The 23828-nt window shown below is 72.3% G+C and carries 17 protein-coding genes; 2 read left to right on the forward strand and 15 right to left on the reverse strand.

Annotated features, from left to right (window positions below; genetic code table 11):
* The 7 genes from AC069K_RS04330 to AC069K_RS04360 all read right to left on the reverse strand — a co-directional run.
* Positions 1-188: flavodoxin-dependent (E)-4-hydroxy-3-methylbut-2-enyl-diphosphate synthase (locus AC069K_RS04330; protein WP_478612038.1), on the reverse strand; the 188-nt coding region annotated here is incomplete at its 3' end.
* Between the two features lie 167 nt (positions 189-355).
* The gene (locus tag AC069K_RS04335; protein WP_478612040.1) at positions 356-1654 is read right to left on the reverse strand and encodes a M50 family metallopeptidase; all 1299 of its coding nucleotides are present in this window, start codon (positions 1652-1654) and stop codon (positions 356-358) included.
* Positions 1651-2901, reverse strand: a complete 1251-nt coding sequence (dxr, locus tag AC069K_RS04340; RefSeq protein WP_365113346.1) for a 1-deoxy-D-xylulose-5-phosphate reductoisomerase — start codon at positions 2899-2901, stop codon at positions 1651-1653. The genes AC069K_RS04335 and dxr overlap by 4 nt, the downstream gene beginning before the upstream one ends.
* 131 nt (positions 2902-3032) lie before the next feature.
* Complete coding sequence (locus AC069K_RS04345) at positions 3033-4958, reverse strand: acyl-CoA dehydrogenase family protein (protein WP_365113348.1); 1926 nt, start codon at positions 4956-4958, stop codon at positions 3033-3035.
* 167 nt (positions 4959-5125) lie between these two features.
* Positions 5126-6571, reverse strand: coding sequence for an aldehyde dehydrogenase family protein (locus AC069K_RS04350; RefSeq protein ID WP_358835367.1), 1446 nt, complete (start codon positions 6569-6571; stop codon positions 5126-5128).
* Between the two features lie 682 nt (positions 6572-7253).
* The gene (locus AC069K_RS04355) at positions 7254-8783 is read right to left on the reverse strand and encodes a PucR family transcriptional regulator (RefSeq protein WP_365113350.1); all 1530 of its coding nucleotides are present in this window, start codon (positions 8781-8783) and stop codon (positions 7254-7256) included.
* A gap of 101 nt (positions 8784-8884) precedes the next feature.
* A complete protein-coding gene (locus AC069K_RS04360) occupies positions 8885-11254 on the reverse strand; it encodes an ATP/GTP-binding protein (protein WP_478612043.1) in 2370 nt (789 codons plus the stop codon).
* A gap of 425 nt (positions 11255-11679) precedes the next feature.
* Here AC069K_RS04360 and gabT point away from each other — a divergent pair, with 425 nt between their 5' ends.
* Positions 11680-13014: a 4-aminobutyrate--2-oxoglutarate transaminase gene (gabT, locus tag AC069K_RS04365; RefSeq protein ID WP_478612045.1), complete on the forward strand. Its 1335-nt coding sequence runs from the start codon at positions 11680-11682 to the stop codon at positions 13012-13014.
* Positions 13015-13377: 363 nt separating this feature from the next.
* Positions 13378-13929: a phosphatase PAP2 family protein gene (locus AC069K_RS04370; protein ID WP_478612047.1), complete on the forward strand. Its 552-nt coding sequence runs from the start codon at positions 13378-13380 to the stop codon at positions 13927-13929.
* Here the strand turns inward: AC069K_RS04370 and AC069K_RS04375 are convergent.
* The 8 genes from AC069K_RS04375 to AC069K_RS04410 all read right to left on the reverse strand — a co-directional run bounded on the left by AC069K_RS04375 (position 13880) and on the right by AC069K_RS04410 (position 23732).
* Positions 13880-15712, reverse strand: coding sequence for a chitinase (locus tag AC069K_RS04375; RefSeq protein ID WP_478612049.1), 1833 nt, complete (start codon positions 15710-15712; stop codon positions 13880-13882). The genes AC069K_RS04370 and AC069K_RS04375 overlap by 50 nt on opposite strands.
* A gap of 154 nt (positions 15713-15866) precedes the next feature.
* On the reverse strand, positions 15867-16325 hold the full coding sequence (locus AC069K_RS04380) for a hypothetical protein (protein WP_365113360.1): 459 nt from the start codon (positions 16323-16325) through the stop codon (positions 15867-15869).
* 174 nt (positions 16326-16499) lie between these two features.
* Positions 16500-17921: an NAD(P)/FAD-dependent oxidoreductase gene (locus tag AC069K_RS04385; RefSeq protein WP_478612051.1), complete on the reverse strand. Its 1422-nt coding sequence runs from the start codon at positions 17919-17921 to the stop codon at positions 16500-16502.
* Positions 17922-17959: 38 nt separating this feature from the next.
* Positions 17960-18754, reverse strand: a complete 795-nt coding sequence (locus tag AC069K_RS04390) for an ABC transporter permease (protein WP_358835086.1) — start codon at positions 18752-18754, stop codon at positions 17960-17962.
* Positions 18754-19674 carry an ABC transporter permease gene (locus AC069K_RS04395; protein ID WP_478612054.1) on the reverse strand — a complete coding sequence of 307 codons (921 nt, stop codon included), beginning with the start codon at positions 19672-19674 and terminating at the stop codon, positions 18754-18756. Before AC069K_RS04395 ends, AC069K_RS04390 begins: the two co-directional genes overlap by 1 nt.
* Positions 19671-20825 carry an ABC transporter ATP-binding protein gene (locus AC069K_RS04400; RefSeq protein ID WP_478612056.1) on the reverse strand — a complete coding sequence of 385 codons (1155 nt, stop codon included), beginning with the start codon at positions 20823-20825 and terminating at the stop codon, positions 19671-19673. The genes AC069K_RS04395 and AC069K_RS04400 overlap by 4 nt, the downstream gene beginning before the upstream one ends.
* Positions 20826-20882: 57 nt before the next feature.
* Positions 20883-22133 (reverse strand): polyamine ABC transporter substrate-binding protein, encoded by a 1251-nt coding sequence (locus AC069K_RS04405; RefSeq protein WP_478612058.1) that lies wholly within the window; start codon positions 22131-22133, stop codon positions 20883-20885.
* Between the two features lie 81 nt (positions 22134-22214).
* Positions 22215-23732, reverse strand: a complete 1518-nt coding sequence (locus AC069K_RS04410; RefSeq protein WP_365113374.1) for a gamma-aminobutyraldehyde dehydrogenase — start codon at positions 23730-23732, stop codon at positions 22215-22217.
* Positions 23733-23828 lie beyond the last annotated feature (96 nt).

A 23828-nucleotide genomic window follows, 5' to 3' on the forward strand; every position in this document is an offset into this window, starting at 1 on the left:
GACGCCGTCAGCTCCGCGATCTGCTGCAACGTCGCCCCGACATCCGACGTCCGCGTCGTCGTCATCGACTGCACCGACACCGGCGCGTCACCGCCGACCGCCACGGATCCCACCTGGATCTGACGGCTCTTGCGACGCTCGGCCAGCCTGGTCGGAACGGACGGCATTCCCAGTGAAATCGCAGTCATCTGCTGTGCAACCCCAAGGTGTGGATCAAGGTCCCGAGATCGGCGGGCTCCAGCCTTCGAGGTTACGGCACCCCGGGGCGCGCGAGCACACCGTGCCCCGCGGTTCACCGAAAGGGACGGCCCGGGCACGTTGAGCGCCCGGGCCGTCCCGTACTCCCGTACGACCGCTAGGAGATCTTCACCGGGTTCACCACGTCCGCGACCAGCACGAGCAGGGTGAAGCAGATGAAGATCCCGGCCACCACGTACGCGACCGGCATGAGCTTCGCCACGTCGAACGGGCCCGGGTCGGGGCGCTTGAAGACGCGGGCGACCGTGCGGCGCAGCGACTCCCACAGCGCGCCCGCGATGTGCCCGCCGTCCAGCGGCAGCAGCGGCAGCATGTTGAAGAGGAACAGGGAGAGGTTGAACCCCGCGACCAGGAACAGCATCATCGCGATCTGGTTCTCCGGCGGGATGTCGAGGGTGAACACCTCGCCGCCGACCCGGGCCGCGCCGACCACGCCCATCGGGGAGTCGGCCTTGCGCTCCTCGCCGTTGAAGGCCGCGTTCCACAGGTCCGGGACCTTGGAGGGGATCGCGACCAGCGACTTCACGCCCGAGCGCATCATGTCGCCCATCCGGTCCACGGACTCGCCGAAGGACTGCTGGACGATCCCGGTGGCGGGGCTGAAGCCGAGGAAGCCCGCCGAGGTGGTGCCGGAGGTGTAGTTGCCGGAGCCGTCGATCCTGGCGACGTCGTTCTTGATCAGGCTGGCGTGCAGATCCACCGGCCTGCCGTCGCGCTGGACGGTGATCGTGGCCGGGCCGATCGTGTCGCGGATGTGCTTCTGGAGCGCCGACCAGTCGCCGACCTTCTCGCCGTTGAACGCGACGATCTTGTCGCCCGCCTTCAGACCGGCCTGCTTCGCCGGGGCCACCGGGTCGGAGGACTTGCAGGTGTCGCGCTGCTCCTTCTGCGAGATCACGCAGTCGGAGACCTTGCCCACCTGGGTGGTCTGGGTGTTGACGCCGAACGTCATCATCACGCCGAAGAAGATCGCCACGGCGAGGATCAGGTTCATGAACGGCCCGGCGAACATCACGATCACGCGCTTCCACGGCTTGCGCGTGTAGAACAGCCGCGTCTCGTCGCCCGGCTGGAGCTCCTCGAAGGCCGCCGAGCGGGCGTCCTCGATCATGCCGCGCCAGGGCGACGTGGAGCGTGCGGCGATCCGCCCGTCCTCGCCGGGCGGGAACATGCCGATCATGCGGATGTATCCGCCGAGCGGGACCGCCTTGATGCCGTACTCGGTGTCGCCCTTCTTCCGCGACCAGATGGTCGGGCCGAAACCGACCATGTACTGCGGCACCCGGATGCCGAACATCTTGGCCGTGGAGAGGTGGCCCAGTTCGTGCCACGCGATCGAGACGAGCAGGCCGACCACGAAGACGACTATGCCGAGGACCGTCATCAGAATCGTCATGCGCGCGCCTCCGCTGTCGCCTTCACCGCGAGTTCCCGGGCCCGGGCCCGTGCCCAGGTCTCCGCTTCCAGGACGTCCGAGACCGTGAGTGAGGTTCCCGCGGCGGGGGTGCCGTGCTCGGCCACCACCTCTGTGACCGTATCCATGATTCCGTTGAAAGGCAGCCGTCCCGCGAGGAAAGCGTCCACGCACTCCTCGTTCGCGGCATTGAACACCGCCGGAGCCGTGCCCCCCAGCTTCCCGACGTGCCGGGCGAGTCCCACCGAGGGGAAGGCCTCGGTGTCCAGCGGGAAGAACTCCCAGCTCGACGCCTTGGTCCAGTCGAAGGCCGGGGCCGCGTCGGGCACCCGCTCGGGCCAGCCGATGCCGATGGCGATGGGGCCCCGCATGTCGGGCGGGGTGGCCTGGGCGAGCGTGGAGCCATCGGTGAACTCGACCATGGAGTGCACGTACGACTGCGGGTGCACGACGACCTCGATGCGCTCGAAGGGGATGTCGTACAGCAGGTGCGCCTCGATGACCTCCAGGCCCTTGTTCACCAGGGTGGCCGAGTTGATCGTGATCACCGGGCCCATGGCCCAGGTGGGGTGCGCCAGGGCGTCCTCGGGGGTCACGTCCGCCAGCTGAGCGCGCGTACGGCCGCGGAAGGGGCCGCCGGAGGCGGTGACCACCAGCTTGCGTACGTCGGCGCGGGTGCCGGCGGCGAGGGCCTGGAAGAGGGCGGCGTGCTCGGAGTCGACCGGGATGATCTGGCCCGGCTCGGCGAGCGCCTTCACCAGGGGGCCGCCGACGATCAGCGACTCCTTGTTGGCCAGCGCCAGGGTCCGGCCCGCCTCCAGGGCGGCCAGGGTGGGCGCGAGGCCGATGGAGCCCGTGATGCCGTTGAGGACGGTGTGGCACTCGGAGGCGGCGAGCCCGCTGGCCGCGTCGGGCCCGGCGAGGATCTCGGGCAGCGGCTCGGTGCCGTACCTCTCCTTCAGCGCCTCGCGCAGCGCGGGCACCGCGTCCGTCCGGGCGACCGCGACCGCGCGGACCCGCAGCCGGCGCGCCTGCTCGGCCAGGAGCGCGACCCGTCCGCCCGACGCGGCGAGCGCGGTGACGCGGAACCGGTCGGGGTTGCGCAGCACCAGGTCGATGGCCTGGGTGCCGATGGACCCGGTGGAGCCGAGGACGACGATGTCCCGGCGGCCTTCGGCGGGATCGAAGGCGATGTGCGGGTCGGCGAGGGGGGCTGGGCTGTCGCTCATCCCCCCATTCTTGCCGCATCCGCTGTGCGCCGGGACAGCACTCCCCCCGTGCGGGGGCCGCGCGGGGTGTTCCGGGGGCGCCGGGACACCGGGGAGCGCGGCTCTCCCGGTGCCCCAACGGCCCGGTGGATTCAGCGGATCGGGCGGTGGACGTTGTCCCGCTCGGCGGGCCCCGGGGTGGCGTCGGCGATCCACGGGCCGTCGCCGGACGGGTCGACGACGCCCTCCTCCAGCCAGGTGTACGACCCGGCCAGCACCCCGGTGACGACCTTGCGGTCGAGGTCGTCGGTGTTGGCCCACAGCCGCTCGAAGAGCTCGTCCACCCGGATGCGGGCCTGGCGGCAGAAGGCGTCGGCCAGCTGGTGGGCCTCGCGGCCGTGGGTGCCGCTGGTGCGCAGCAGCTCCGCCCGTACGCAGGCGGCGCTCATCGCGAACAGTTCGGCGCCGATGTCCACGATCCGGCCGAGGAAGCCCTGCTTGGTCTCCATCCGGCCCTGCCAGCGCGACATGGCGTAGAACGTGGAGCGGGCCAGCTTGCGCGAGGACCGCTCGACGTACCGCAGGTGCTGCGCCAGACCCTCGAACTCGCTGTAGGAGTTGGGCAGTTGGCCGGGGCCGGAGAGCAGCTTGGGCAGCCAGCGGGCGTAGAAGGCGGCGGCGCCCGCGCCCGCCCTGGCCTTGTCGGGCAGCTTCTTGTCCGGGTCGATCAGATCGCCCGCGACGGAGAGGTGGGCGTCGACGGCCTCCCGGGCGATCAGCAGGTGCATGATCTCCGTGGAGCCCTCGAAGATGCGGTTGATGCGCAGATCGCGCAGGATCTGCTCGGCCGGTACGGCCCGCTCGCCCCGGGCGGCCAGCGAGTCGGCGGTCTCGAAGCCGCGTCCGCCGCGGATCTGGACCAGCTCGTCGGCCATCAGCCAGGCCATCTCGGAGCCGTAGAGCTTGGCGAGGGCCGCCTCGATCCGGATGTCGTTGCGGTCCTCGTCGGCCATCTGCGAGGACAGGTCGAGCACGGCCTCCAGGGCGAAGGTGGTGGCCGCGATGAACGAGATCTTGGCTCCGACGGCCTCGTGCCGGGCGATCGGCTTGCCCCACTGCTCGCGCGCCGCCGACCACTCCCGGGCGATCTTCAGACACCACTTGCCCGCGCCGACGCACATCGCCGGCAGCGACAGACGGCCGGTGTTCAGGGTGGTCAGGGCGATCTTCAGCCCGGCGCCCTCGGGGCCGATGCGGTGGGAGGCGGGGACGCGGACCTGGTGGAAGCGGGTCACCCCGTTCTCGATGCCGCGCAGGCCCATGAAGGCGTTGCGGTTCTCCACGGTGACGCCCGGCGAGTCCGCCTCGACGACGAAGGCCGTGATGCCGCCCTTGTGCCCCTCGGACCTGGGCACCCGGGCCATGACGACCAGCAGGTCCGCGACGACGCCGTTGGTGGTCCACAGCTTCACGCCGTCCAGGACGTAGGCGTCGTCGCCGTCCGGGACCGCCGAGGTGGCCAGCCGCGCCGGGTCCGAGCCGACGTCCGGTTCGGTGAGCAGGAAGGCGGAGATGTCCGTACGGGCGCAGCGCGGCAGGAACGTGTCCTTCTGCTCCTGGGTGCCGAAGAGCTTCAGCGGCTGCGGTACGCCGATCGACTGGTGCGCCGAGAGCAGGGCGCCGATCGCGGGGCTGGCGGAACCGGCCAGCGCGAGGGCCTTGTTGTAGTACACCTGGGTGAGGCCGAGGCCGCCGTACTTGGTGTCGATCTTCATCCCGAGGGCGCCGAGCTCCTTGAGCCCGTTGATCACCTCGTCCGGGATGCGCGACTCGCGCTCGATGAGGGCGCCGTCGATCTTCGTCTCGCAGAAGTCCCGCAGCTTGGCGAGGAACGCCTCGCCGCGCTCCGCGTCCTCGCCCGCGGGCAGCGGATGCGGGTGGATGAGGTCGAGCCGGAAACGCCCGAGGAAGAGTTCCTTCGCGAAGCTCGGCTTGCGCCAGTCCTGCTCGCGCGCGGCTTCGGCGACCCGGCGCGCCTCGCGCTCCGAGACCTTGGGTGTGCCGTGTGGTGCGGTCATTGAGGGGTACTCCTCGCCGCGACGTTGTGCGGGGCGCGCACACGCACCCCGTTACCGGACAGTGCTACTCGTCCGTATGTACCCGATTCCCGCGCGGCCAGCCACCCCTGGGACGCGAAACGGCCGGAGCCCGCCGACGGGGCTCCGGCCGTTCGCGTACGTACGTCCTAGAGGGCGAGGCCGGTGAGGACCAGCACGCGCTCGTAGGTGTAGTCGTCCATGGCGTAGCGCACGCCCTCGCGGCCGACGCCGGAGGCCTTGGCGCCGCCGTACGGCATCTGGTCCGCGCGGTACGAGGGGACGTCGCCGATGATCACGCCGCCCACCTCCAGGGCGCGGTGGGCGCGGAAGGCGGTCTGCACGTTGTGCGTGAAGACGCCCGCCTGAAGGCCGTACTTGGAGGAGTTGACGGCCGCGAAGGCCTCCTCCTCGCCGTCCACCTTCTGCACGGTGAGGACCGGTCCGAAGACCTCCTCGCAGGCGAGGGTGGTGTCCGCCGGGACCTCGGTGAGGACGGTCGGGGCGTAGGAGGCGCCGTCGCGCTTGCCGCCCGCCAGCAGCTTCGCACCGGCCGAGACGGCCTCGTCGACCCAGGACTCCACGCGCCGGGCGGCGTCCTCGCTGACGAGGGGGCCGACGTCGGTGGATGCGTCGGAGGGGTCACCGGTGACCTGGGCCTCCACGGCGGCGACGATCTTCGGCAGCAGCCGGTCGTAGACGGCCGCGTCGGCGATCACGCGCTGCACGGAGATGCAGGACTGGCCGCCCTGGTAGTTGGAGAAGGTGGCGATACGGGACGCCGCCCAGTCCAGGTCCGCGTCCGAGGCGAAGTCGGCGAGGACGACGGCCGCGCCGTTGCCGCCGAGCTCCAGGGTGCAGTGCTTGCGCGGCACCGAGTCCATGATCGCGTAGCCGACCTTGTCGGAGCCGGTGAAGGAAATGACCGGCAGGCGCTCGTCCTGGACCAGGGCCGGCATCTTGTCGTTGGCGACCGGCAGGACGCTCCACGACCCGGCGGGCAGCTCCGTCTCGGCGAGCAGCTCGCCGAGGACGAGGCCGGACAGGGGGGTCGCCGGGGCGGGCTTGAGGATGATCGGCGCGCCGACGGCGATGGCCGGGGCGACCTTGTGGGCGCACAGGTTCAGCGGGAAGTTGAACGGCGCGATGCCCAGGACGACGCCCTTGGGGAAGCGGCGGGTCAGCGCGAAGCGGCCCTGGCCGCCGGCGTCGGTGTCGAGGCGCTGGGCCTCGCCGCCGTTGAAGCGCCGGGCCTCCTCCGCCGCGAACCGGAACACGGACACCGCGCGGCCGACCTCGCCGCGGGCCCACTTGATGGGCTTGCCGTTCTCGGCGGAGATCAGCTGGGCGATCTCCTCGGTGCGCTCGGTGAGGCGCTTGGAGACGTGGTCGAGGGCCGCGGCGCGTACGTGCGCGGGGGTCGCGGCGAACTCGTCGACCACGGCGTGCGCGGCGGCGACGGCCTCCTCGACCTGGGCCTCGGTCGGAACGCTCACCGTGCCGACCAGCCGGCCGTCCCAGGGGGAGGTGACGTCGAAGGTGTCCTCACCGGTGGCCTGGCGGCCGGCGAGCCAGAAGGCGTGGGTGGAAGTCATTGTGAATCCCGGCCCTTCCGAGGTTGGGGTGGTGGGTGGTGGGGTTCTGGTGCTGTTGCCTGCGCTTCCCACCGTAGGGGGGTGGGGGCGGGGGTGGGGTTGTCCGGGGTGGAGTGGTGCGGGTGTGGCGCGCTCCCTTTTGGAGGGCCCCTCCCCGCCCCTTCCCTAAACCCTCCGGGGGTGGGGGTGGGGGGTGGGGGCCTGCTTTCCCGGGGCTACGCCCCGACCCCCCGCTGCGGGGCCTGCGGCCCTGCGCCCCGGGGGGGTTCTTTTTGTCTGCGGGTGGGTGGCGGGCTGGTCGCGCAGTTCCCCGCGCCCCTGGGTGGCCGGGGGTTTCCTTTGTCTGCGGGTGGGTGGGGGCTTGTCGCGCAGTTCCCCGCGCCCCTTAAGGGGTCGGGGGTCGTCTGCGGGCCGGTGGGGGCTTGTCGCGCAGTTCCCCGCGCCCCTTATGGGCCGGGGGTCGTGTGCGGGTTGTCTGGGGCTGAGCGCGCAGTTCCCCGCGCCCCTGGGTGGTTAGGGGCGCGGGGAACTGCGCGAGCAACCCGCCACGGTCCGCAGGCGAAAACGCGGTTCGGGGCGCAGCCCCGTTGGGGGGCGGGGTGGAGCCACGCCGGAGGGCCAGGGGGTGGAGCCAGCCCCACCGCGCCCCGGAGGGTTCAGGGAACAGGGCGGGGGGGAAGGCTCACTCGGGCCGGGACGCCGTCGCCTTCAGGGCCAGCCACAGCTCCATCCGGACGTCCGGGTCGTCCAGGGACCGCCCCAGGATCTCCTCCACCCGCCGCATCCGGTACCGCAGCGTATGCCGGTGCACGCCGAGGTCCGCCGCCGCCGCGTCCCACTGGCCGTGGCGCGACAGCCACGCCCGCAGGGAGGCGACCAGGTCGCCCCGGCCCGTAGCGTCGTGCTCGTACAGCGCGCGCAGCATCCCGTCCGCGAACGCCCGTACCGCGTCCTCCGCCAGCAGCGGCACCAGCGAGCCCGCCACCAGCTCCTCGTGCTCGACCAGCGGGCGGCCCCGGCGCCGGGCCACCGACAGCGCCTGTTCGGCCTGCTTGTACGCGGACGCCGCCGCTATCGGCCCGGCGGGCGCGGACAGCCCGGCGACCAGTTCGGCGCCCTCCTCGGGGGTGAAGGAGACGCACGCGGCCACCGCGTCGCCCCCGTCGGCCGCGAGGACCACGAGGCGGTCGCCCTCGGGGACCACCAGGACCGCCTCCCCGGCCCGCGCCGCCGCCGACTCCATCGCCTCGGTGAGCGCCCCGAGGTCGGCCACCTCCCCCGCCCGCTCGGCGATGACGAGGCGGAAGGGGGCGTCGAGGAGCCCGCCGTAGAGGTCGCCCGCCACCGCCCGGGCGTGGTCCTGCTGCCCGGACAGCAGCATCCGCAGCACCGCCGCGCCCAGCCTCTGCTCGGCGAGCTGGAGGGCCCGGGTCCGTTCCGTGGTGAGGGTCAGCAGCGCGACCGCGGAGTGCACGGCGTACCGCTCGGCCGTCCCCAGCGGAGCCCCCGTACCGACCGCCAGCGCCCCGCGCACCCGCCGCCCCGTCCCCAGCGACTGGAGCTCTACGCGGTCGTCCGAGCCGCCGACCACCGCGCTGGCGGGGGCGGCCCGGTCGCGCAGCCGGGCCACGTCGGCGGTGAGCCGGGCCGCCCGCCGCCCCGCCCACTCGGGCCGCACCGCCACCACCGCGCCCGCGGTGTCGTACAGCGCGGCCCACCCGTCCACGTGCGCCGCGAGCCGGGCCAGCAGCTCACCGGGCCCCGCGAGCGCCGCCCGGGTCAGTTCGCGCTGGGCCTCGAAACCGGCGGTGACCGCCCGGTACTGGTCCGCCGCGATCGCCGCCGAGACCGCCTTGGAGATCGCCAGGAACGGGGTGCGGCGCGGCACCTCAAGCAGGGGGAAGTCCTCCGCGCGGGCCGCGTCGAGCAGCGCGTCCGGCACGGTGTCGTACGTGACGCCGATCGCGAAGCCGAGCCCGACCACCCCGGCGCCGGAGAGCCTGCGCACATAGCGGCGCATGGTCTGGGGGTCCTCGGCGTCCAGCGTCATCGCGGTGATGAGGAGGAGTTCGCCGCCCTCCATGTACGGGACGGGGTCGGCGAGCTCGCTGACGTGCGCCCAGCGCACCGGTGTGTCCAGCCGGTCCTCGCCCGCGCGCACGGTGAGCTTCAGCGCCGAGTGCTGGACCAGGGAGGCGAGGGTGGGCGGCATGGGGAGCTTCGACGACCTTCGGGGAGGGACCGGGGGAATGCGCCATCCCGTATGAACGGCGCACCCCGATTCTGCCAGGACGGCGGGGTCCCGGCGCCCCCTCAGCCCCGCAGGTCCACCAGGAGCGGCGGCGCGTGCTCGCCCCCGACCTCGGTGAGCGAGAGCACCGCGTGCCCGGCGGGCACCTGGTGGGCGAGCTGGGAGGCCGACCAGCGCTCCCGCTCGACCTTGCGGACGGTGACCGCGTCCCGGGTCACCGCCTTGCCGGTGGCCAGCTTGCGCAGCGAGTGCAGCGCGCGGGTGAGCGGCTGGTCGGCGAAGACGGCGTGCTGGGCGACCTCGGTCGTCTCGACCCACTCGGTGCCCCACAGCTGCGACAGGAGCTGCCCGTCCCAGGTGGTGACGCCCCGGAACGCCATGTGGCAGCCGACCGAGGCCAGCAGCGAGGTGTGCAGCCGTTCGGGCACGTCGGCCAGGGCGCGCAGGGTGAGCACCACCCCGGCGTTGGCCTGGCGCAGCCGCTGGAGGGCCCGTACCGAGCCCGCGGTCACCGCGTGCGTGGCGTCGTCCAGGACCAGGCAGGCGAAGAGCGAGCGGTCCTGGCGGGCCAGGGCGTTCGTCGTGAACTGGACCAGCAGCAGCCGGTTCAGCAGCCGCGCCGCCTCCGGGTGCGCCCGCTCGGGCAGGTCGACCCGGACCCGTACGGGATGCTCCAGGGCGCGCAGCGAGAACGGGCGGCTGTGGCCCGTGGTGTCGAAGAACGCGGCGAAGGCGGGCCGGTCCAGCGGGGCGAGCCGGTCGGCGAGGACCGGGCCCGGGTCGCCGGGCAGGCCGCTGTTCCGGGCGCGCGCGTCGAGTTCGCGGTGGAGCGCCGGGTGCGCGTCGCGGTCCAGGTCGGCGCGGAGCTCGTCGAGCGCGTCGCCGGCGCCGTCCAGGAGTTCGCGCAGCCGGGGCACCGAGGGGAAGCGGCCGTACGCGGCCCGGTAGGGCCCGAGGAGCTGGGCGAACGCGGTGGCGGCGCGCCGCACGTCGGCGTCGGGCAGGTCCCCGGCGCAGGCCTCGGCGAGCAGGGCGGCGGCCTCGTCGGGGTCGAGGGTGCCGCCGTAGAGGTCCAGGTCGTACGCGGAGGCGGGGTCGCCGGGCCGGACGATCACGTCGTACGCCTCGTCCGCGCCCAGCGGGGTGCCCGCGGCGCCGACGGCGACCACGGCGGCCTGCCCGGCCAGGGCCTGGAGCGCCAGCGACTCCACCACGGGCCGCACCAGGTGGCGGGTCTTGCCCGCGCCGGAGGGGCCGACGGCGAGCAGCGAGGTGCCGAGCGCCGCCGGGTCGACGGCCGCGCCGGCGCCCCGGCGGGCGGGCGGGTTGTGCTCCAGGTCCGCGTACCGGCCGATGCGCACCTGCGAGGTGAGCAGGTCGTGGGTGGCGGCGCGGGCGGGCAGGTCGCGGTCGCCGGAGGGGTGCAGACAGGCCCGTGCGCCGTCGCGCAGCACCGCGTCGGTGAAGGCCGTCAGCCGGGCCGGGTCGGCGACCACCGAGGTCCAGGCGCGGCGGATCCGGGCGCAGTCGACGTCGTTCATCCGGCCGCTCGCGGCGTCGGCGGCCAGCCGGTCGGCGGCGGTGTGCTGCCCGGCGTCGCGCAGCTGGGGCCAGTCGGCGGGGCCGCGGTCGGCGGGCGTCGCGCCCGGGGGCGCGGCCGGTGCGCGGCCGGTGCGTTCGCGCAGGAGCCCGGCCCAGTCGCCGGCCCGGCCGCACACGAACAGGGCGGCCGCGACCACCAGCAGGTGGTAGACGGTGGTCACCGTGTCGGTGGCGTCCTTGGTGGCCACCGGGTCGTCGCTGAAGATCCACGCGTGCGGGACCACGCCGAAGGCGAGGGCGTAGAAGGGGAGCCAGTCGTCGGCCCAGATCACGAACCAGGCCAGGGCGACGGCGACGAGCGCGGTGCGGACCGCGCGGGCGGGCTGCGGGTGGTCCACGGCGTACCGCCGGAAGACCTCGCGCCAGTTGCCGAAGTGTCCGAAGACGTAGATGAGCGCGACCGCGACCAGGCTGTTGTAGGCGGCGAGCGCGGTCAGCGCGGCCGGGGGCCGCGGGTGGAAGGGGGCCCACCAGTCGGACGGGGTGAACAGTTCCAGCGGCACCCTGCGGTGCGGTACGTACCCGTTGCGCCACAGCGACCAGGCGAGGACCGCCGCGAGCAGCGCGATCACCGCGCCGCCGAGCAGCGCCCGGTCCGGCACGCGGTGGACGGCCTCGGCGGGGCGCGGCCGGTGCCCGTACCGCCACAGCCCCGGTTCGGCGGCGGCGCGCGGGGTGCGCAGCCACTCCCCCAGCGCCGGGCGCCCGGGGGGCCCGGCGGGCTGCGGCGGGAAGGCGGGCGGCCGGGCCGGGACGGGCGGGGGCGCGGCAGGGCGCGGCACCGGCCGCGCCTCCGTGCCCCGCGCGTCGTGCGTGCCTTCGGTGTCCATCGACCCTTCGCCCCCTGACCAGCCAGGTCCGTAACCGAGTCCAGCGGCCAATCTAAACGCAACCGGGGGGCTACGGGGGGTCAGCGCGCGGCTGTTCGGGCCGGGTCTTCCTCCGCGGGCCGTGTGTGGCCGGCCGCGCGGTTCCCCGCGCCCCTGACTGTGCCCCTCCGGGGCACCCGCCGGATTGCCGCGCAGCGGCGTTCACAGGGGCGCAGGGAACTGCGCGACCAGCCCCCACCGGCCCGCGGACGAAGACCGGGCCCGCACCGCGGCGCTCGCTATGTCCGCGAAGGACAACGACACGGCTTCACCACTCCCCTACGGAGCATGCCCGCACCCCGCGCCGGGCCCTAGCCTGCGAAGAAAGCCAAGGAAGCGTCCAGAACACCCGCGTCCGCACACCCCCAGATCCTCCAGGAGCCCTCATGACCGCGATCCCGCAGGAGCGCCGCATCGTCACCGCGATCCCCGGCCCCAAGTCGCAGGAGCTGCAGGCCCGCCGCCTCGCCGCGGTCGCGGCCGGCGTGGGCTCCACCCTGCCCGTCTTCACCGCGCGCGCGGGCGGCGGCATCATCGAGGACGTCGACGGCAACCGTCTGATCGACTTCGGCTCCGGTATCGCCGTGACCTCCGTCGGCGCCTCCGCCGAGGCCGTCGTGCGCCGCGCCTCCGCGCAACTCGCGGACTTCACCCACACCTGTTTCATGGTCACGCCGTACGAGGGGTACGTCGAGGTCGCCGAGGCGCTCGCCGAGCTGACCCCGGGCGACCACGCCAAGAAGTCCGCCCTGTTCAACAGTGGCGCGGAGGCCGTCGAGAACGCGGTGAAGATCGCCCGTGCGTACACCAGGCGCCAGGCCGTCGTCGTCTTCGACCACGGTTACCACGGCCGTACCAACCTGACGATGGCGCTGACCGCCAAGAACATGCCGTACAAGAACGGCTTCGGCCCGTTCGCGCCCGAGGTGTACCGCGTCCCGGTCGCCTACGGCTACCGCTGGCCGACCGGTGCCGAGAACTGCGGCCCCGAGGCCGCCGCCCAGGCGATCGACAACATCACCAAGCAGATCGGCGCCGACAACGTCGCCGCGATCATCATCGAGCCGGTCCTCGGCGAGGGCGGCTTCATCGAGCCCGCCAAGGGCTTCCTGCCCGCGATCGCCAAGTTCGCCAAGGACAACGGCATCGTCTTCGTCGCCGACGAGATCCAGTCCGGCTTCTGCCGCACCGGCCAGTGGTTCGCGTGCGAGGACGAGGGCATCGTCCCGGACCTCATCACCACCGCCAAGGGCATCGCGGGCGGTCTGCCGCTCTCCGCCGTGACCGGCCGCGCCGAGATCATGGACGCCGCGCACGCGGGCGGCCTCGGCGGCACCTACGGCGGCAACCCGGTGGCCTGCGCCGGCGCCCTCGGTGCGATCGAGACCATGAAGGAGCTCGACCTCAACGGCAAGGCCAAGCGGATCGAGGAGGTCATGAAGGGCCGTCTGTCCGCCATGGCCGAGAAGTTCGACATCATCGGCGACATCCGCGGCCGCGGCGCCATGATCGCGATCGAGCTGGTCCAGGACCGCGCCACCAAGGAGCCGCACGCGGCCGCCGCCGCGGCGCTCGCCAAGGCCTGCCACGCGGAGGGCCTGCTGGTCCTGACCTGCGGCACCTACGGCAACGTGCTGCGCTTCCTGCCGCCGCTCGTCATCGGCGAGGACCTGCTGAACGAGGGCCTCGACATCATCGAGCAGGCCTTCGCCGCGCTCTGATCACAGGACGCGACCGCGGCCTGTGAAGAACGTGTGGGGGGCCGATGGCGGGATGGGAATCCGGCTGTCGGTCCCCCTCCCTCTGCCGTACGGTTTCTGCAGATGAGAGAAACACCTCGCCCGCGGGGAACCGCGAGCGGCTCCAGGGCGGCGCGTCCTCAGCCTCGTTCTGGTCGTGCCCTGGCGCACACCGCCGGTGCCTCTGGCTCCGGAACTCCTCACCGATCGGATGGCCGTCCGCCCCACACCCCCCGGGGCGTACGGCACACCGGTCCGACCGGCCGTCCCGGAATCTCCCCCCCTGTTCCGGGACGGCCGGCTTTCCTCCTCACCGCCTGCGCCGCTCTCGCGGCGCTCTTCGCGTTGCTGACCTGGCAGGTCGTCTCCGACGGCCCGCTGCGCCGGCTCGACGAGCGCGTCGGCGGGCAGCTCGCGGGCCGCGGCCCCCAGGGCCTGGCCCAGGTCCTCGCCGACCTGGGCTCCATGCCCGTCGCCCTGCCGGTCCTCGCCCTCGCCCTCGCCTACGCGGTGCGGCGCGGCGCGCGCCGGGACGCGCTGGTGGCGGCGGTGACGATGGCGCTGGTCCCGGCCCTGGTGGTGCCGCTGAAGGTGTGGACCGACCGCGCGGGCCCGCTGACCTCCGACACCGGCTACTACCCGTCCGGCCACACGGCCACCGCGATGGTGGCCTACGGCGGCGCGGCCCTGCTGCTCACCCGGTGCACGGCGTCGCGCCGCCCCTGGGTGATGCCCGCCGCCGCGGGGGTGCTCACCGCGGCGACGGGCATCGGTCTGGTGCTGCACGGCTACCACTGGCCCCTGGACGTCCTGGCGAGCGGCTGCCTGTGCGGGCTGCTCCTGCTGCTCAGCTCCATGGGTACGCGTCGAAGTTCCGGGAGAACTCCCCGCCGTTGAACCGGTCCCAGTTGACCGACCACGTCATCAGCCCGCGCAGCCCCGGCCGGCTCCCGTGCGGCTGGTACGAGCCGCAGTTCGCCTGTTTGGTCAGGCAGTCCAGCGCCTTGGTGACCTCGGCGGGGGCGGTGTGGCCGTTGCCCGCGTTGGTGGACGCCGGCAGCCCTATGGCGACCTGGTCGGGGCGCAGGGCCGGGAACGTCCGGGCGCTGTCGCCCGCCACCGGGAAGCCGGTGAGCAGCATGTCGGTCATGGCCACGTGGAAGTCGGCGCCGCCCATCGAGTGGTACTGGTTGTCCAGACCCATGATCGGGCCCGAGTTGTAGTCCTGGACGTGCAGCAGCGTCAGGTCGTCGCGCAGGGCGTGGATGACCGGCAGATAGGCGCCGCAGCGCGGGTCCTGCCCGCCCCAGGGACCGGAGCCGTAGTACTGGTATCCGAGCTGCACGAAGAACGTCTCGGGCGCCATCGTCAGCACGAAACCCGGCCCGTACCTGGCCTTGAGGGTCTTCAGCGCCGCTATGAGGTTCACGACGACCGGTGTCGTCGGGTTGCGGAAGTCGGTGTCGCCGGTGTTCAGCGCGAGCGAGTGGCCCTCGAAGTCGATGTCGAGGCCGTCGAGGCCGTACTCGTCGATGATCTTCGAGACGGAGGCGACGAACGTGTCGCGGGCGGCCGCGGTGGTGAGCTGGACCTGGCCGTTCTGGCCGCCGATGGAGATCAGCACCTTCTTGCCCGCGGCCTGCTTGGCCCGGATCGCGGCCTTGAAGTCGGCGGCGGGCTCCACGCCGGGGCACTCGCTCACCGGGCAGGGGCGGAAGCGGATGTCGCCGGAGGTGAGGGAGGTCGGTTCGCCGAAGGCCAGGTCGATCACGTCCCAGGAGTCGGGGACGTCGGCCATCCGCAGATAGCCGGAGCCGTTGGCGAAACTGGCGTGCAGATAGCCCACGAGCGCGTGCGCGGGCAGGCCGCCGCCGGGGGTGCCGCCGCCGCTGGTGGTGGAGGCGGTGACGGCGGCGGACTTCGCCGACTCCCCGGCCGTGTTGGTGGCGGTGACCTGGAAGGTGTACGCGGTGGAGGCGGCCAGACCCGTGACGGTGGCCGAGGTCCCGCTCACCGAGAGGGCTCTGGCACCTCCCTGGTAGACCGTGTAGCCGGTGGCTCCGGGCACGGCGGCCCAGCTCAGGCCGATGCTGGAGGAGGTCGCGGAGCCCGCGGTCAGACCCGTGGGGGCGGCCGGGGGCTGGACGGGCCCGCCGTCCGGGCCCAGCAGGCTCACGTCGTCGGCGTGGTAGGCGCCGGTGCCGTACCAGCCGTGGGTGTGCAGGGTCACCGAGGTGGTGGCGGCGCCCGTCGTGAAGGTGGTGCGCAGCTGCTGCCAGGACGGGGCGGACTGGGTCCAGGCGGTGGCGTCGGTGGTGCCGGTGCCGGTGGCGCCCAGGTAGACGTAGCTGCCCTGCACCCAGGCGCTCAGGGTGTACGTGGAGCCGGGCCGGACCGCGACGGTCTGGGAGCACTGGGCGTTGTCGCTCCCGGCCGGGGTGGCCCTGAGCGCCTTGGCGCCGCCGTGCACGGGTGAGGTCACCACGGCGCCGCTGCCCGCCGTACAGCTCCAGCCGTCGAGGCCGGCCTCGAAGCCGCCGTTGCGGGCCAGTTCGGTGTCGGCCGCGCGGGCGGTCTGCGCGGAGGCGACCAGGGCGCCCGCGGCGAGGACGGCCGCCGTGAGGGCGGCGAGGAGGCGGCCGGGTCTGGAGGTGCCGGCAAGGCTTCGGGTGCGGTCCACAACGTCCTCCGGGCATGGGGGGACCGGACCCGCGAGCGGGCGGGGGCGGATCCGGGGATGGCGGGGATGAGGCCGAGCCCGCCACAATGTGGTCCAGACCAATCGGGTTGTCAAGGCCTCGCGCAGGAGCCCGCCCCTTCCGGACAGCACCCGTTCAGTCCCGTCCGTCCCGCGCGAGGTACGCCGCCGCCTCGTGCATCGCGAGTTCCAGCAGCGCGGGATCGGTGAGGGCGCCCGAGCCGTCGGGCGGGACCAGCCAGCGCACCCCGCCGCTGACCCGGCCCGGGTAGGGGACCACGATCCAGGTCCCCTGCCCGGCCCCGCGCACCCCGGTGCCCAGCCAGCGCGCGGCCGTGCCCGGCGGGACGAAGAACCCCAGCCGCGCGTCGCCGAAGTCGGCGAGGACGGGCCCCGGCCGGTCGACGAGCCGGAGCAGCACGTCCAGGGCGGCGTGCCCCAGCTCGCCCGGCAGGATCAGTACGTCCCAGCGCCTGCCGGCGGGGAGGAGGGCGACCCCCAGGGGGTTGCGCTCCCACTCCCACCGGCAGGCGTCGGGATCGGGCGCCACCGACGCCAGCCATTCCACCGCTGTCCTGGGCCCGGAGGCATTCATCACCCGGTCTTCCTCTCGTGAGCGCGAAGTCGCTGTCACGAGGGGAGAGCGGGGCCGGGGCCGGCTATGACGCGGGTTTCGCTACCTGGCGGTAGTGAACCGGGGCGCTCATGATCACGGGTTGTGCGCCCCCCGCGTGGAGGGGAGCGAATGATCCCGTTCGGTACGCGCCGGTCAGCTGTCGAAGCCAAGACCCGCCCGGTCCATCGCCTTCAGCCACAGGTTTCTGCGCCCGCCGTTGGCGTCCGCGCGGGCCAGGGCCCACTTGGTGATGCCGATGCCCGCCCAGGCGACCGGCTCCGGCGGGAACGGCAGCGGCTTCTTGCGGACCATCTCCAGTTCGGTGCGTTCGGTCCGCTCCCCCGCCAGCAGGTCGAGCATCACGTCCGCGCCGAAGCGGGTCGCGCCGACGCCGAGGCCCGTGTACCCGGCGGCGTACGCCACCTTCCCGCCGTGGGCCGTCCCGAAGAACGCCGAGAAGCGCGAGCAGGTGTCGATCGCCCCGCCCCAGGCATGGCTGAAACGCAGCCCTTCCAACTGGGGGAAGCAGCGGAAGAAGTGCTCGGCCAGCTTGAGGTAGGTGGCGGGCCTGTCGTCGTACTCGGCCCGCACCTTCCCCCCGTACTGGTAGATCGCGTCGTAGCCGCCCCACAGGATGCGGTGGTCGGCGGTGATCCGGAAGTAGTGGAACTGGTTGGCGGAGTCGCCGAGCCCCTGGCGGTTCCTCCAGCCGACCGAGGCCAGCTGCTCCGCGCTGAGCGGCTCGGTCATCAGCGCGTAGTCGTAGACCGGCACGGTGTACGCCCGCACCCGCTTGACCAGCGACGGGAACACATTGGTGCCGAGCGCGACCCGCCGGGCGCGGATCCGTCCGTACGGGGTGCGCACCGCCATGCCCGGTCCGGCCGCCACCAGGTCGAGGCCGGGGGTGTGTTCGTAGATGCGTACGCCCAGATCCAGACAGGCCCGCTTGAGGCCCCAGGCGAGTTTGGCGGGGTGCAGCATCGCCACGCCGCGGCGGTCCCAGAGGCCGCCGAGGAAGGTCGGCGAGTGGACCTCGGCCCGCATCGCGTCCTGGTCGAGCAGGTCGAACCCCTCGAAGCCGAGCCCGACCGCCTCCTCGTACATCTCGTGCAGCTCGTCGAGCTGGTGCGGCTCGGTGGCCACGTCGATCTCGCCGGTGCGCTCGAAGTCGCAGTCCAGGGAGTACCGGGCGACGGCCGTCTCGATCGCGTCGAGGTTGGCCGCGCCCAGCTTCTCCAGCCGGGGCAGCTCCTGCGGCCAGCGGGCCAGGCCGTTGCCGAGCCCGTGGGTGAGGGAGGCGGCGCAGAAACCGCCGTTGCGGCCCGAGGCCGCCCAGCCGGTCTCCTTGCCCTCGATGAGGACCACGTCGCGGCCGGGGTCGCGCTCCTTGGCCAGGAGCGCGGTCCACAGCCCGCTGTAGCCGCCGCCGACGACGAGCAGGTCGCACCGCTCGTCGCCCGCGAGGGCGGGGAGCGCCCCGGGCCTGCCCGGGTCCTCCAGCCAGAAGGGGACGGGCTGGGCGTCCGTCAGGGAAAGGGCTGCCGCACTGCGCATGGCTCGGGTGACGGCCATGACTTCCAACTCCCTCGAAGGGTTCGGTCGGTTACTGCCTAGGCTTTCGCACGGTTGCCGCGCCGGTTCGCCACGAGCTGGCCGGCGACGACGACCACGACGGCGATGACGAACATCGCCGTACCGATGACATTGATCTGAACGGGCGTGCCCCGCTGCGCGGATCCCCAGACGAACATGGGGAACGTCACGGTGGAGCCCGCGTTGAAGTTGGTGATGATGAAGTCGTCGAAGGAGAGCGCGAAGGCGAGCAGCGCGCCCGCGACGATCCCGGGGGCGGCGATCGGCAGGGTGACCCGCGTGAACGTCTGGAACGGCCCGGCGTACAGATCGCGCGCCGCCTCCTCAAGGCGCGGGTCCATCGACATCACCCGCGCCTTGACCGCCGTCACCACGAAGCTCAGGCAGAACATGATGTGGGCGATGAGGATGGTCCAGAAGCCGAGCCGCGCACCCAGGTTGAGGAAGAGCGTGAGCAGGGACGCGGCCATGACCACCTCGGGCATCGCCATCGGCAGGAAGATCAGCGAGTTGATCGCGCCGCGCGCCCGGAACCGGTAGCGCACCAGGGCGAAGGCGATCATCGTGCCGAGCACGGTCGCGCCGACGGTGGCCCAGGTGGCGATCTGGAGCGAGAGCGAGAGCGAGCCGCACATGTCGGCGACCCCGCACGGGTCCTGCCAGGCGTCGGTGGAGAACCGCTGCCAGGAGTAGTTGAAGCGCCCGTTCGGCTTGTTGAACGAGAACACCATCACGACGACGTTCGGCAGGATCAGGTACGCGAGGGTGGCGAGCCCCGCGATGACGATCACATTGCGTCGGAGCCAGCGCATCAGACCAGGTCCTCCGTCCCGGCTCGGCGGATGTAGACGGTGACCATGACCAGCACGATCGCCATCAGGATGAAGGAGAGGGCGGCGGCCGTCGGATAGTCCAGGACCCGCAGGAACTGCGACTGGATGACGTTGCCGACCATCTTCTGGTCGGTGGAGCCGAGCAGTTCGGCGTTGACGTAGTCGCCGCTCGCCGGGATGAAGGTGAGCAGCGTGCCCGAGACGACACCCGGCATGGAGAGCGGGAAGGTCACCTTGCGGAAGGTGGTCGCGGGCGTGGCGTACAGATCGCCGGCGGCCTCGTGCAGCCGGGGGTCGATCCGCTCCAGGGACGTGTACAGCGGCAGGATCATGAACGGCAGGAAGTTGTACGTGAGGCCGCAGACCACCGCCATCGGCGTGGCCAGCACCCGGTCGCCCTCGGTGAGGCCCAGCCAGCCGGTCACGTCGAGCACGTGCAGCGAGTTGAGCGTGTGCACCACCGGCCCGCCGTCCGCGAGGATCGTCTTCCAGGCGAGGGTGCGGATCAGGAAGCTGGTGAAGAACGGGGCGATGACCAGCACCAGGATCAGATTGCGCCAGCGGCCCGCCCTGAAGGCGATCAGATACGCCAGCGGATACCCGAGCAGCAGGCACAGCGCGGTCGCCGTGCCCGCGTAGAGCAGCGACCGCACGAACTGCGGGTAGTACTCCTCGAAGGCGTCCCAGTAGGTCTGGAAGTGCCAGGTGACCTGGAAGCCCTTCTCCAGGGAGCCGGTCTGCACCGAGGTGGAGGCCTGGTAGACCATCGGCAGCGCGAAGAAGACGATCAGCCACAGGATGCCGGGCAGCAGCAGCCAGTAGGGCACCAGGCGCCTGCGCGCCGACGCCTTGCGTACGGGGAGGTCGGCGGCCGGGGGCGCCTCGGTCAGGGCGCTCACGCGGCGTCCTCGACCTTCTCCACGCCCGCGTCGATCGCCTGGGCGGCGTCGAGGCCGAAGGTGTGCGCCGGGTTCCAGTGCAGGACGACCTCGGCACCGGGCACGAGCCGGGTGTCGCGCTCGACGTTCTGCTCGTACACCGCGAGCCCCCGGCCGGCCGGGGAGTCGATGACGTACTGGGTGGAGACGCCGATGAAGGAGGAGTCGACGATGCGGCCGGGGATCCGGTTGCGGCCTTCCGCCATCGAGCCCTCGTCCTCGCGGTGGGCGAGGGAGATCTTCTCCGGGCGCACGCCGACGAGGATCCTGCCGCCACTGGTGGCGGGGGCCTGACATCGTCCGCCGGGCAGCCGCAGCTTGGCGCCGCCCGCGCTGACCAGGACGGACTCGCCGCTCGTCTCGACGACCTCGGCCTCGATGAGGTTGGAGGTGCCGAGGAAGTTCGCCACGAAGGTGGTCCTCGGGTTCTCGTAGAGGTCGGCGGGGGCGCCAAGCTGCTCGACCCGGCCGCCGTTCATCACCGCGACCGTGTCGGCCATGGTCATGGCCTCCTCCTGGTCGTGGGTGACGTGGACGAAGGTGATGCCGACCTCGGTCTGGATGCGCTTGAGCTCCAGCTGCATCTGGCGGCGCAGTTTGAGGTCGAGGGCGCCGAGCGGCTCGTCGAGGAGCAGCACCTGCGGGTGGTTGATGAGCGCGCGGGCGACCGCCACGCGCTGCTGCTGGCCGCCGGAGAGCTGGTGCGGCTTGCGTCCCGCGAAGTCGCCGAGCTGGACGAGCTCCAGCATGTCGTCGACCTGCTTCTTCACCGACTTGATGCCCCGGCGGCGCAGCCCGAAGGCGACGTTCTCGGAGACGTTCAGGTGCGGGAAGAGCGCGTACGACTGGAAGACGGTGTTCACCGGCCGCTTGTGGGGCGGCAGACCGGTGACGTCCTTGTCGCCGAGGAAGACGGTCCCGGTGGTGGGCTCCTCCAGTCCGGCGATCATGCGCAGGGTGGTGGTCTTGCCGCACCCGGAGGCGCCGAGGAGGGCGAAGAAGGAGCCCTGCGGAACGGTCAGTTCGAGCGGATGGACGGCGGTGAAGGAGCCGTACGTCTTGCTGATCCCGGTGAGGCGGACGTCGCCGCCGTCGTTCTTGTCGTCAGTCATGGGTTGCGATCCCAGGGGTGGAGAGGGACGAGGGGAGGTTTTTCAGGCGGGGGGTGGTCAGGCGCCGATGAGCTTGGCGAACTTCTCCTCGTACTTCGTCTCCTCCTCGCTGCTGAGCGAGCGGAAGGAGTGCGCCTTGGCAGCCATGGCCTTGTCGGGCAGGATCAGCGTGTTCTCGGCGAGCTCCGGGTCGATTTTGGTCAGCGCCTCGCGTACGCCGTCGACCGGGCACACGTAGTTGATGTACGCGGCGAGCTGGGCCGCGACCGCCGGCTCGTAGTAGTAGTCGATCAGCCGCTCGGCGTTGGCCCGGTGCCGGGCCTTGGCGGGGACCAGCAGGTTGTCGCTGGAGAGCATGTAACCGGCGGCCGGGATCGCGTACTTGATGTCGGGGTTGTCGGTCCGCAGCTGGGTGACGTCGCCGCCCCAGGCCACACACGCGGCGAGGTCGCCCTTGTCCAGGTCGCCGGTGTAGTCGTTGCCGGTGAAGCGCCGGATCTGCTTCTTGTCGACGCCCTTCTGGAGCCGCCCGATCGCCGCGTCGTAGTCGGCGTCGGTGAAGTTCGCCGGGTCCTTGCCCATGTCGAGCAGGGTCATCCCGACGGTGTCGCGCATCTCGGTGAGGAAGCCCACCCGGCCCTTGAGGGTGGGGTCGTCGAGGAGCTGGGTGACCGAGTCGACGGTCCGCCCGCCGGTCGCCCTGGTGTTGTACGCGATGACCGTGGGGATGCCGGTCCAGGGGTAGGAGTAGGCCCGGCCCGGGTCCCAGTCGGGGGTGCGGAAGGGCGCGGAGAGGTTGGCGAAGGCGTGCGGCAGCTTCGAGGCGTCGAGCTTCTGCGCCCAGCCGAACCGGATGAGCCGCCCGGCCAGCCAGTCGGTGACGACGATGAGGTCGCGGCCGATGTCCTGCCCGGCCGCGAGCTGCGGCTTGATCTTCCCGAAGAACTCGACGTTGTCGTTGATGTCCTCGGTGTACTTGACCTGGATACCGGTCCGCCGGGTGAAGGCGTCGAGCGTCGGCCGGTGCTTCTTGTCGTCGCTGACGTCCATGTACTCGGTCCAGTTGGAGAAGCTGATCACCTTCTCCTGGGCCGAGTGGTCGTCCGAGGCCGGGGCCTGGCCGCCGTCCTTCTTGGCGGCCGGGATCCCGCAGCCGGCGAGCCCCGCCAGGCCGCCGACGGCGAGCGCGCCGAAGCCGGTGGCCCGCATCAGCGAGCGGCGGGTCAGGGCGCCCCGGCCGCTGGTCAGGCTGCGCTGTATGGCGGCCAGTTGGGCCCCGGACAGGCGGTCCGGCTCGTAACTCTCCATGCGCTGTGTGCCCTTTCGGGTGGAGGTGGCGCCCGCTGGTCGGACGGCCGCCACGCGGCGCGGCGCCGCTGATCGGATGCTTTATCGGTCCCCGAAGATCGTGCGGTGCCAGTCCTTCGCGGCGACCGCCGTGTTGTCGTACATCACATGCTTGACCTGCGTGTACTCCTCGAACGAGTACGCCGACATGTCCTTTCCGTAGCCGCTTGCCTTGAAGCCGCCGTGCGGCATCTCGCTGATGATCGGAATGTGGTCGTTGACCCAGACGCACCCGGCCTTGATCTCCCGGGTGGCGCGGCCCGCCCGGTAGACGTCCCGGCTCCAGGCGGATGCGGCCAGGCCGTACGGCGTGTCGTTGGCGAGCCGGATGCCCTCGTCGTCGGAGTCGAAGGGAAGGACGGTGAGCACCGGCCCGAAGATCTCGGACTGGACGACCTCACTGTCCTGCGGGGCACCGGTGATGAGGGTGGGCGCGTAGAAGGCGCCCTCGCTCTTCGGGGCCGCGCCACCGGTGACGATCCGGGCGTAGGAGCGGGCGCGCTCGACGAACCCCGCGACGCGGTCGCGGTGGACGTGGCTGATCAGCGGGCCCAGGTCGGTGGCGGGGTCGAAGGGGTCACCGACCCGGACGGTCGCCATCAGATCGGCGACCCCGGCCACGAAGGCGTCGTGGAGCGGCCGCTGTACGTACGCGCGCGTGGCGGCGGTGCAGTCCTGGCCGGAGTTGATGAGGGAGGCGGCCACCGCGCCGTGGACGGCGGCTTCGAGGTCGGCGTCGTCGAAGACGACGAAGGGGGCCTTGCCGCCGAGTTCCAGATGGGTGCGCTTGACGGTGGCGGTGGCGATCTCGGCGACGCGCCGGCCGACGGCGGTGGACCCGGTGAAGGAGGTCATCACGACGTCCGGATGCCCGACGAGATGCTCCCCGGCGTCCCGCCCGGCGCCGCAGACGATGTTGACGACCCCGTCGGGAATCCCGGCGGCGGTGGCGGCCTCGGCGAAGAGCAGCGAGGTCAGCGGGGTGATCTCGGCGGGCTTGAGGACGATGGTGTTGCCGGCGGCGATCGCCGGGAGGACCTTCCAGGCGGCCATCTGGAGCGGATAGTTCCAGGGGGCGATGGAGCCGACGACACCGAGCGCCTCACGGCGGACGTAGGAGGTGTGGTCGCCGGAGTACTCCCCGGCGGACTGCCCCTGGAGGTGGCGGGCGGCCCCGGCGAAGAAGGCGGTGTTGTCGACCGTGCCGGGGACGTCGAACTCCCGGCTGAGCTTGATCGGCTTGCCGCACTGGAGGGACTCGGCCTGCGCGAACTCCTCCGCGCGCTCGGCGAGGACGGCGGCGAAGCGGTGCAGGGCGTCGGAGCGTTCGGCGGGGGTGGCACCTGACCAGCCGGGGAAGGCGTCCTTGGCGGCGGCGACGGCGGCGTCCACGTCGCCGCTCCCGCCCAGCTCGTACGTGTACACGACCTCGCCACGGGCGGGGTCGACGACGTCCTGCTTGCGCCCGGAGGTGCCCGGGGTGAGACGCCCGCCGATGTACTGGGCGCCGCCGTCGAAACGGTCCTGCGCGGGGAAGCGACTGCTGCTGCTGTTGCCCATCTCGCTCACGGTCTCCGTAGCTCCAGCTCGATTTGAGTGCCGATCCTGACAGAGCGGCACCTGACCAACAAGTGATTCCGTTGTTGCCTTTTGGTT

The sequence above is a fragment of the Streptomyces sp. NPDC043908 genome (assembly GCF_056435525.1).

What these genes read in the sequence shown, in the direction of transcription:
- AC069K_RS04380 (WP_365113360.1), bottom strand. Translation starts at nt 16,325, where the DNA reads ATGAATGCCTCCGGGCCCAGGACAGCGGTGGAATGGCTGGCGTCGGTG.
- AC069K_RS04360 (WP_478612043.1), bottom strand. Translation starts at nt 11,254, where the DNA reads ATGGACACCGAAGGCACGCACGACGCGCGGGGCACGGAGGCGCGGCCG.
- AC069K_RS04410 (WP_365113374.1), bottom strand. Translation starts at nt 23,732, where the DNA reads ATGGGCAACAGCAGCAGCAGTCGCTTCCCCGCGCAGGACCGTTTCGAC.
- AC069K_RS04355 (WP_365113350.1), bottom strand. Translation starts at nt 8,783, where the DNA reads ATGCCGCCCACCCTCGCCTCCCTGGTCCAGCACTCGGCGCTGAAGCTC.
- AC069K_RS04350 (WP_358835367.1), bottom strand. Translation starts at nt 6,571, where the DNA reads ATGACTTCCACCCACGCCTTCTGGCTCGCCGGCCGCCAGGCCACCGGT.
- gabT (WP_478612045.1), top strand. Translation starts at nt 11,680, where the DNA reads ATGACCGCGATCCCGCAGGAGCGCCGCATCGTCACCGCGATCCCCGGC.
- AC069K_RS04405 (WP_478612058.1), bottom strand. Translation starts at nt 22,133, where the DNA reads ATGGAGAGTTACGAGCCGGACCGCCTGTCCGGGGCCCAACTGGCCGCC.
- AC069K_RS04335 (WP_478612040.1), bottom strand. Translation starts at nt 1,654, where the DNA reads ATGACGATTCTGATGACGGTCCTCGGCATAGTCGTCTTCGTGGTCGGC.
- dxr (WP_365113346.1), bottom strand. Translation starts at nt 2,901, where the DNA reads ATGAGCGACAGCCCAGCCCCCCTCGCCGACCCGCACATCGCCTTCGAT.
- AC069K_RS04390 (WP_358835086.1), bottom strand. Translation starts at nt 18,754, where the DNA reads ATGCGCTGGCTCCGACGCAATGTGATCGTCATCGCGGGGCTCGCCACC.
- AC069K_RS04385 (WP_478612051.1), bottom strand. Translation starts at nt 17,921, where the DNA reads ATGGCCGTCACCCGAGCCATGCGCAGTGCGGCAGCCCTTTCCCTGACG.
- AC069K_RS04400 (WP_478612056.1), bottom strand. Translation starts at nt 20,825, where the DNA reads ATGACTGACGACAAGAACGACGGCGGCGACGTCCGCCTCACCGGGATC.
- AC069K_RS04345 (WP_365113348.1), bottom strand. Translation starts at nt 4,958, where the DNA reads ATGACCGCACCACACGGCACACCCAAGGTCTCGGAGCGCGAGGCGCGC.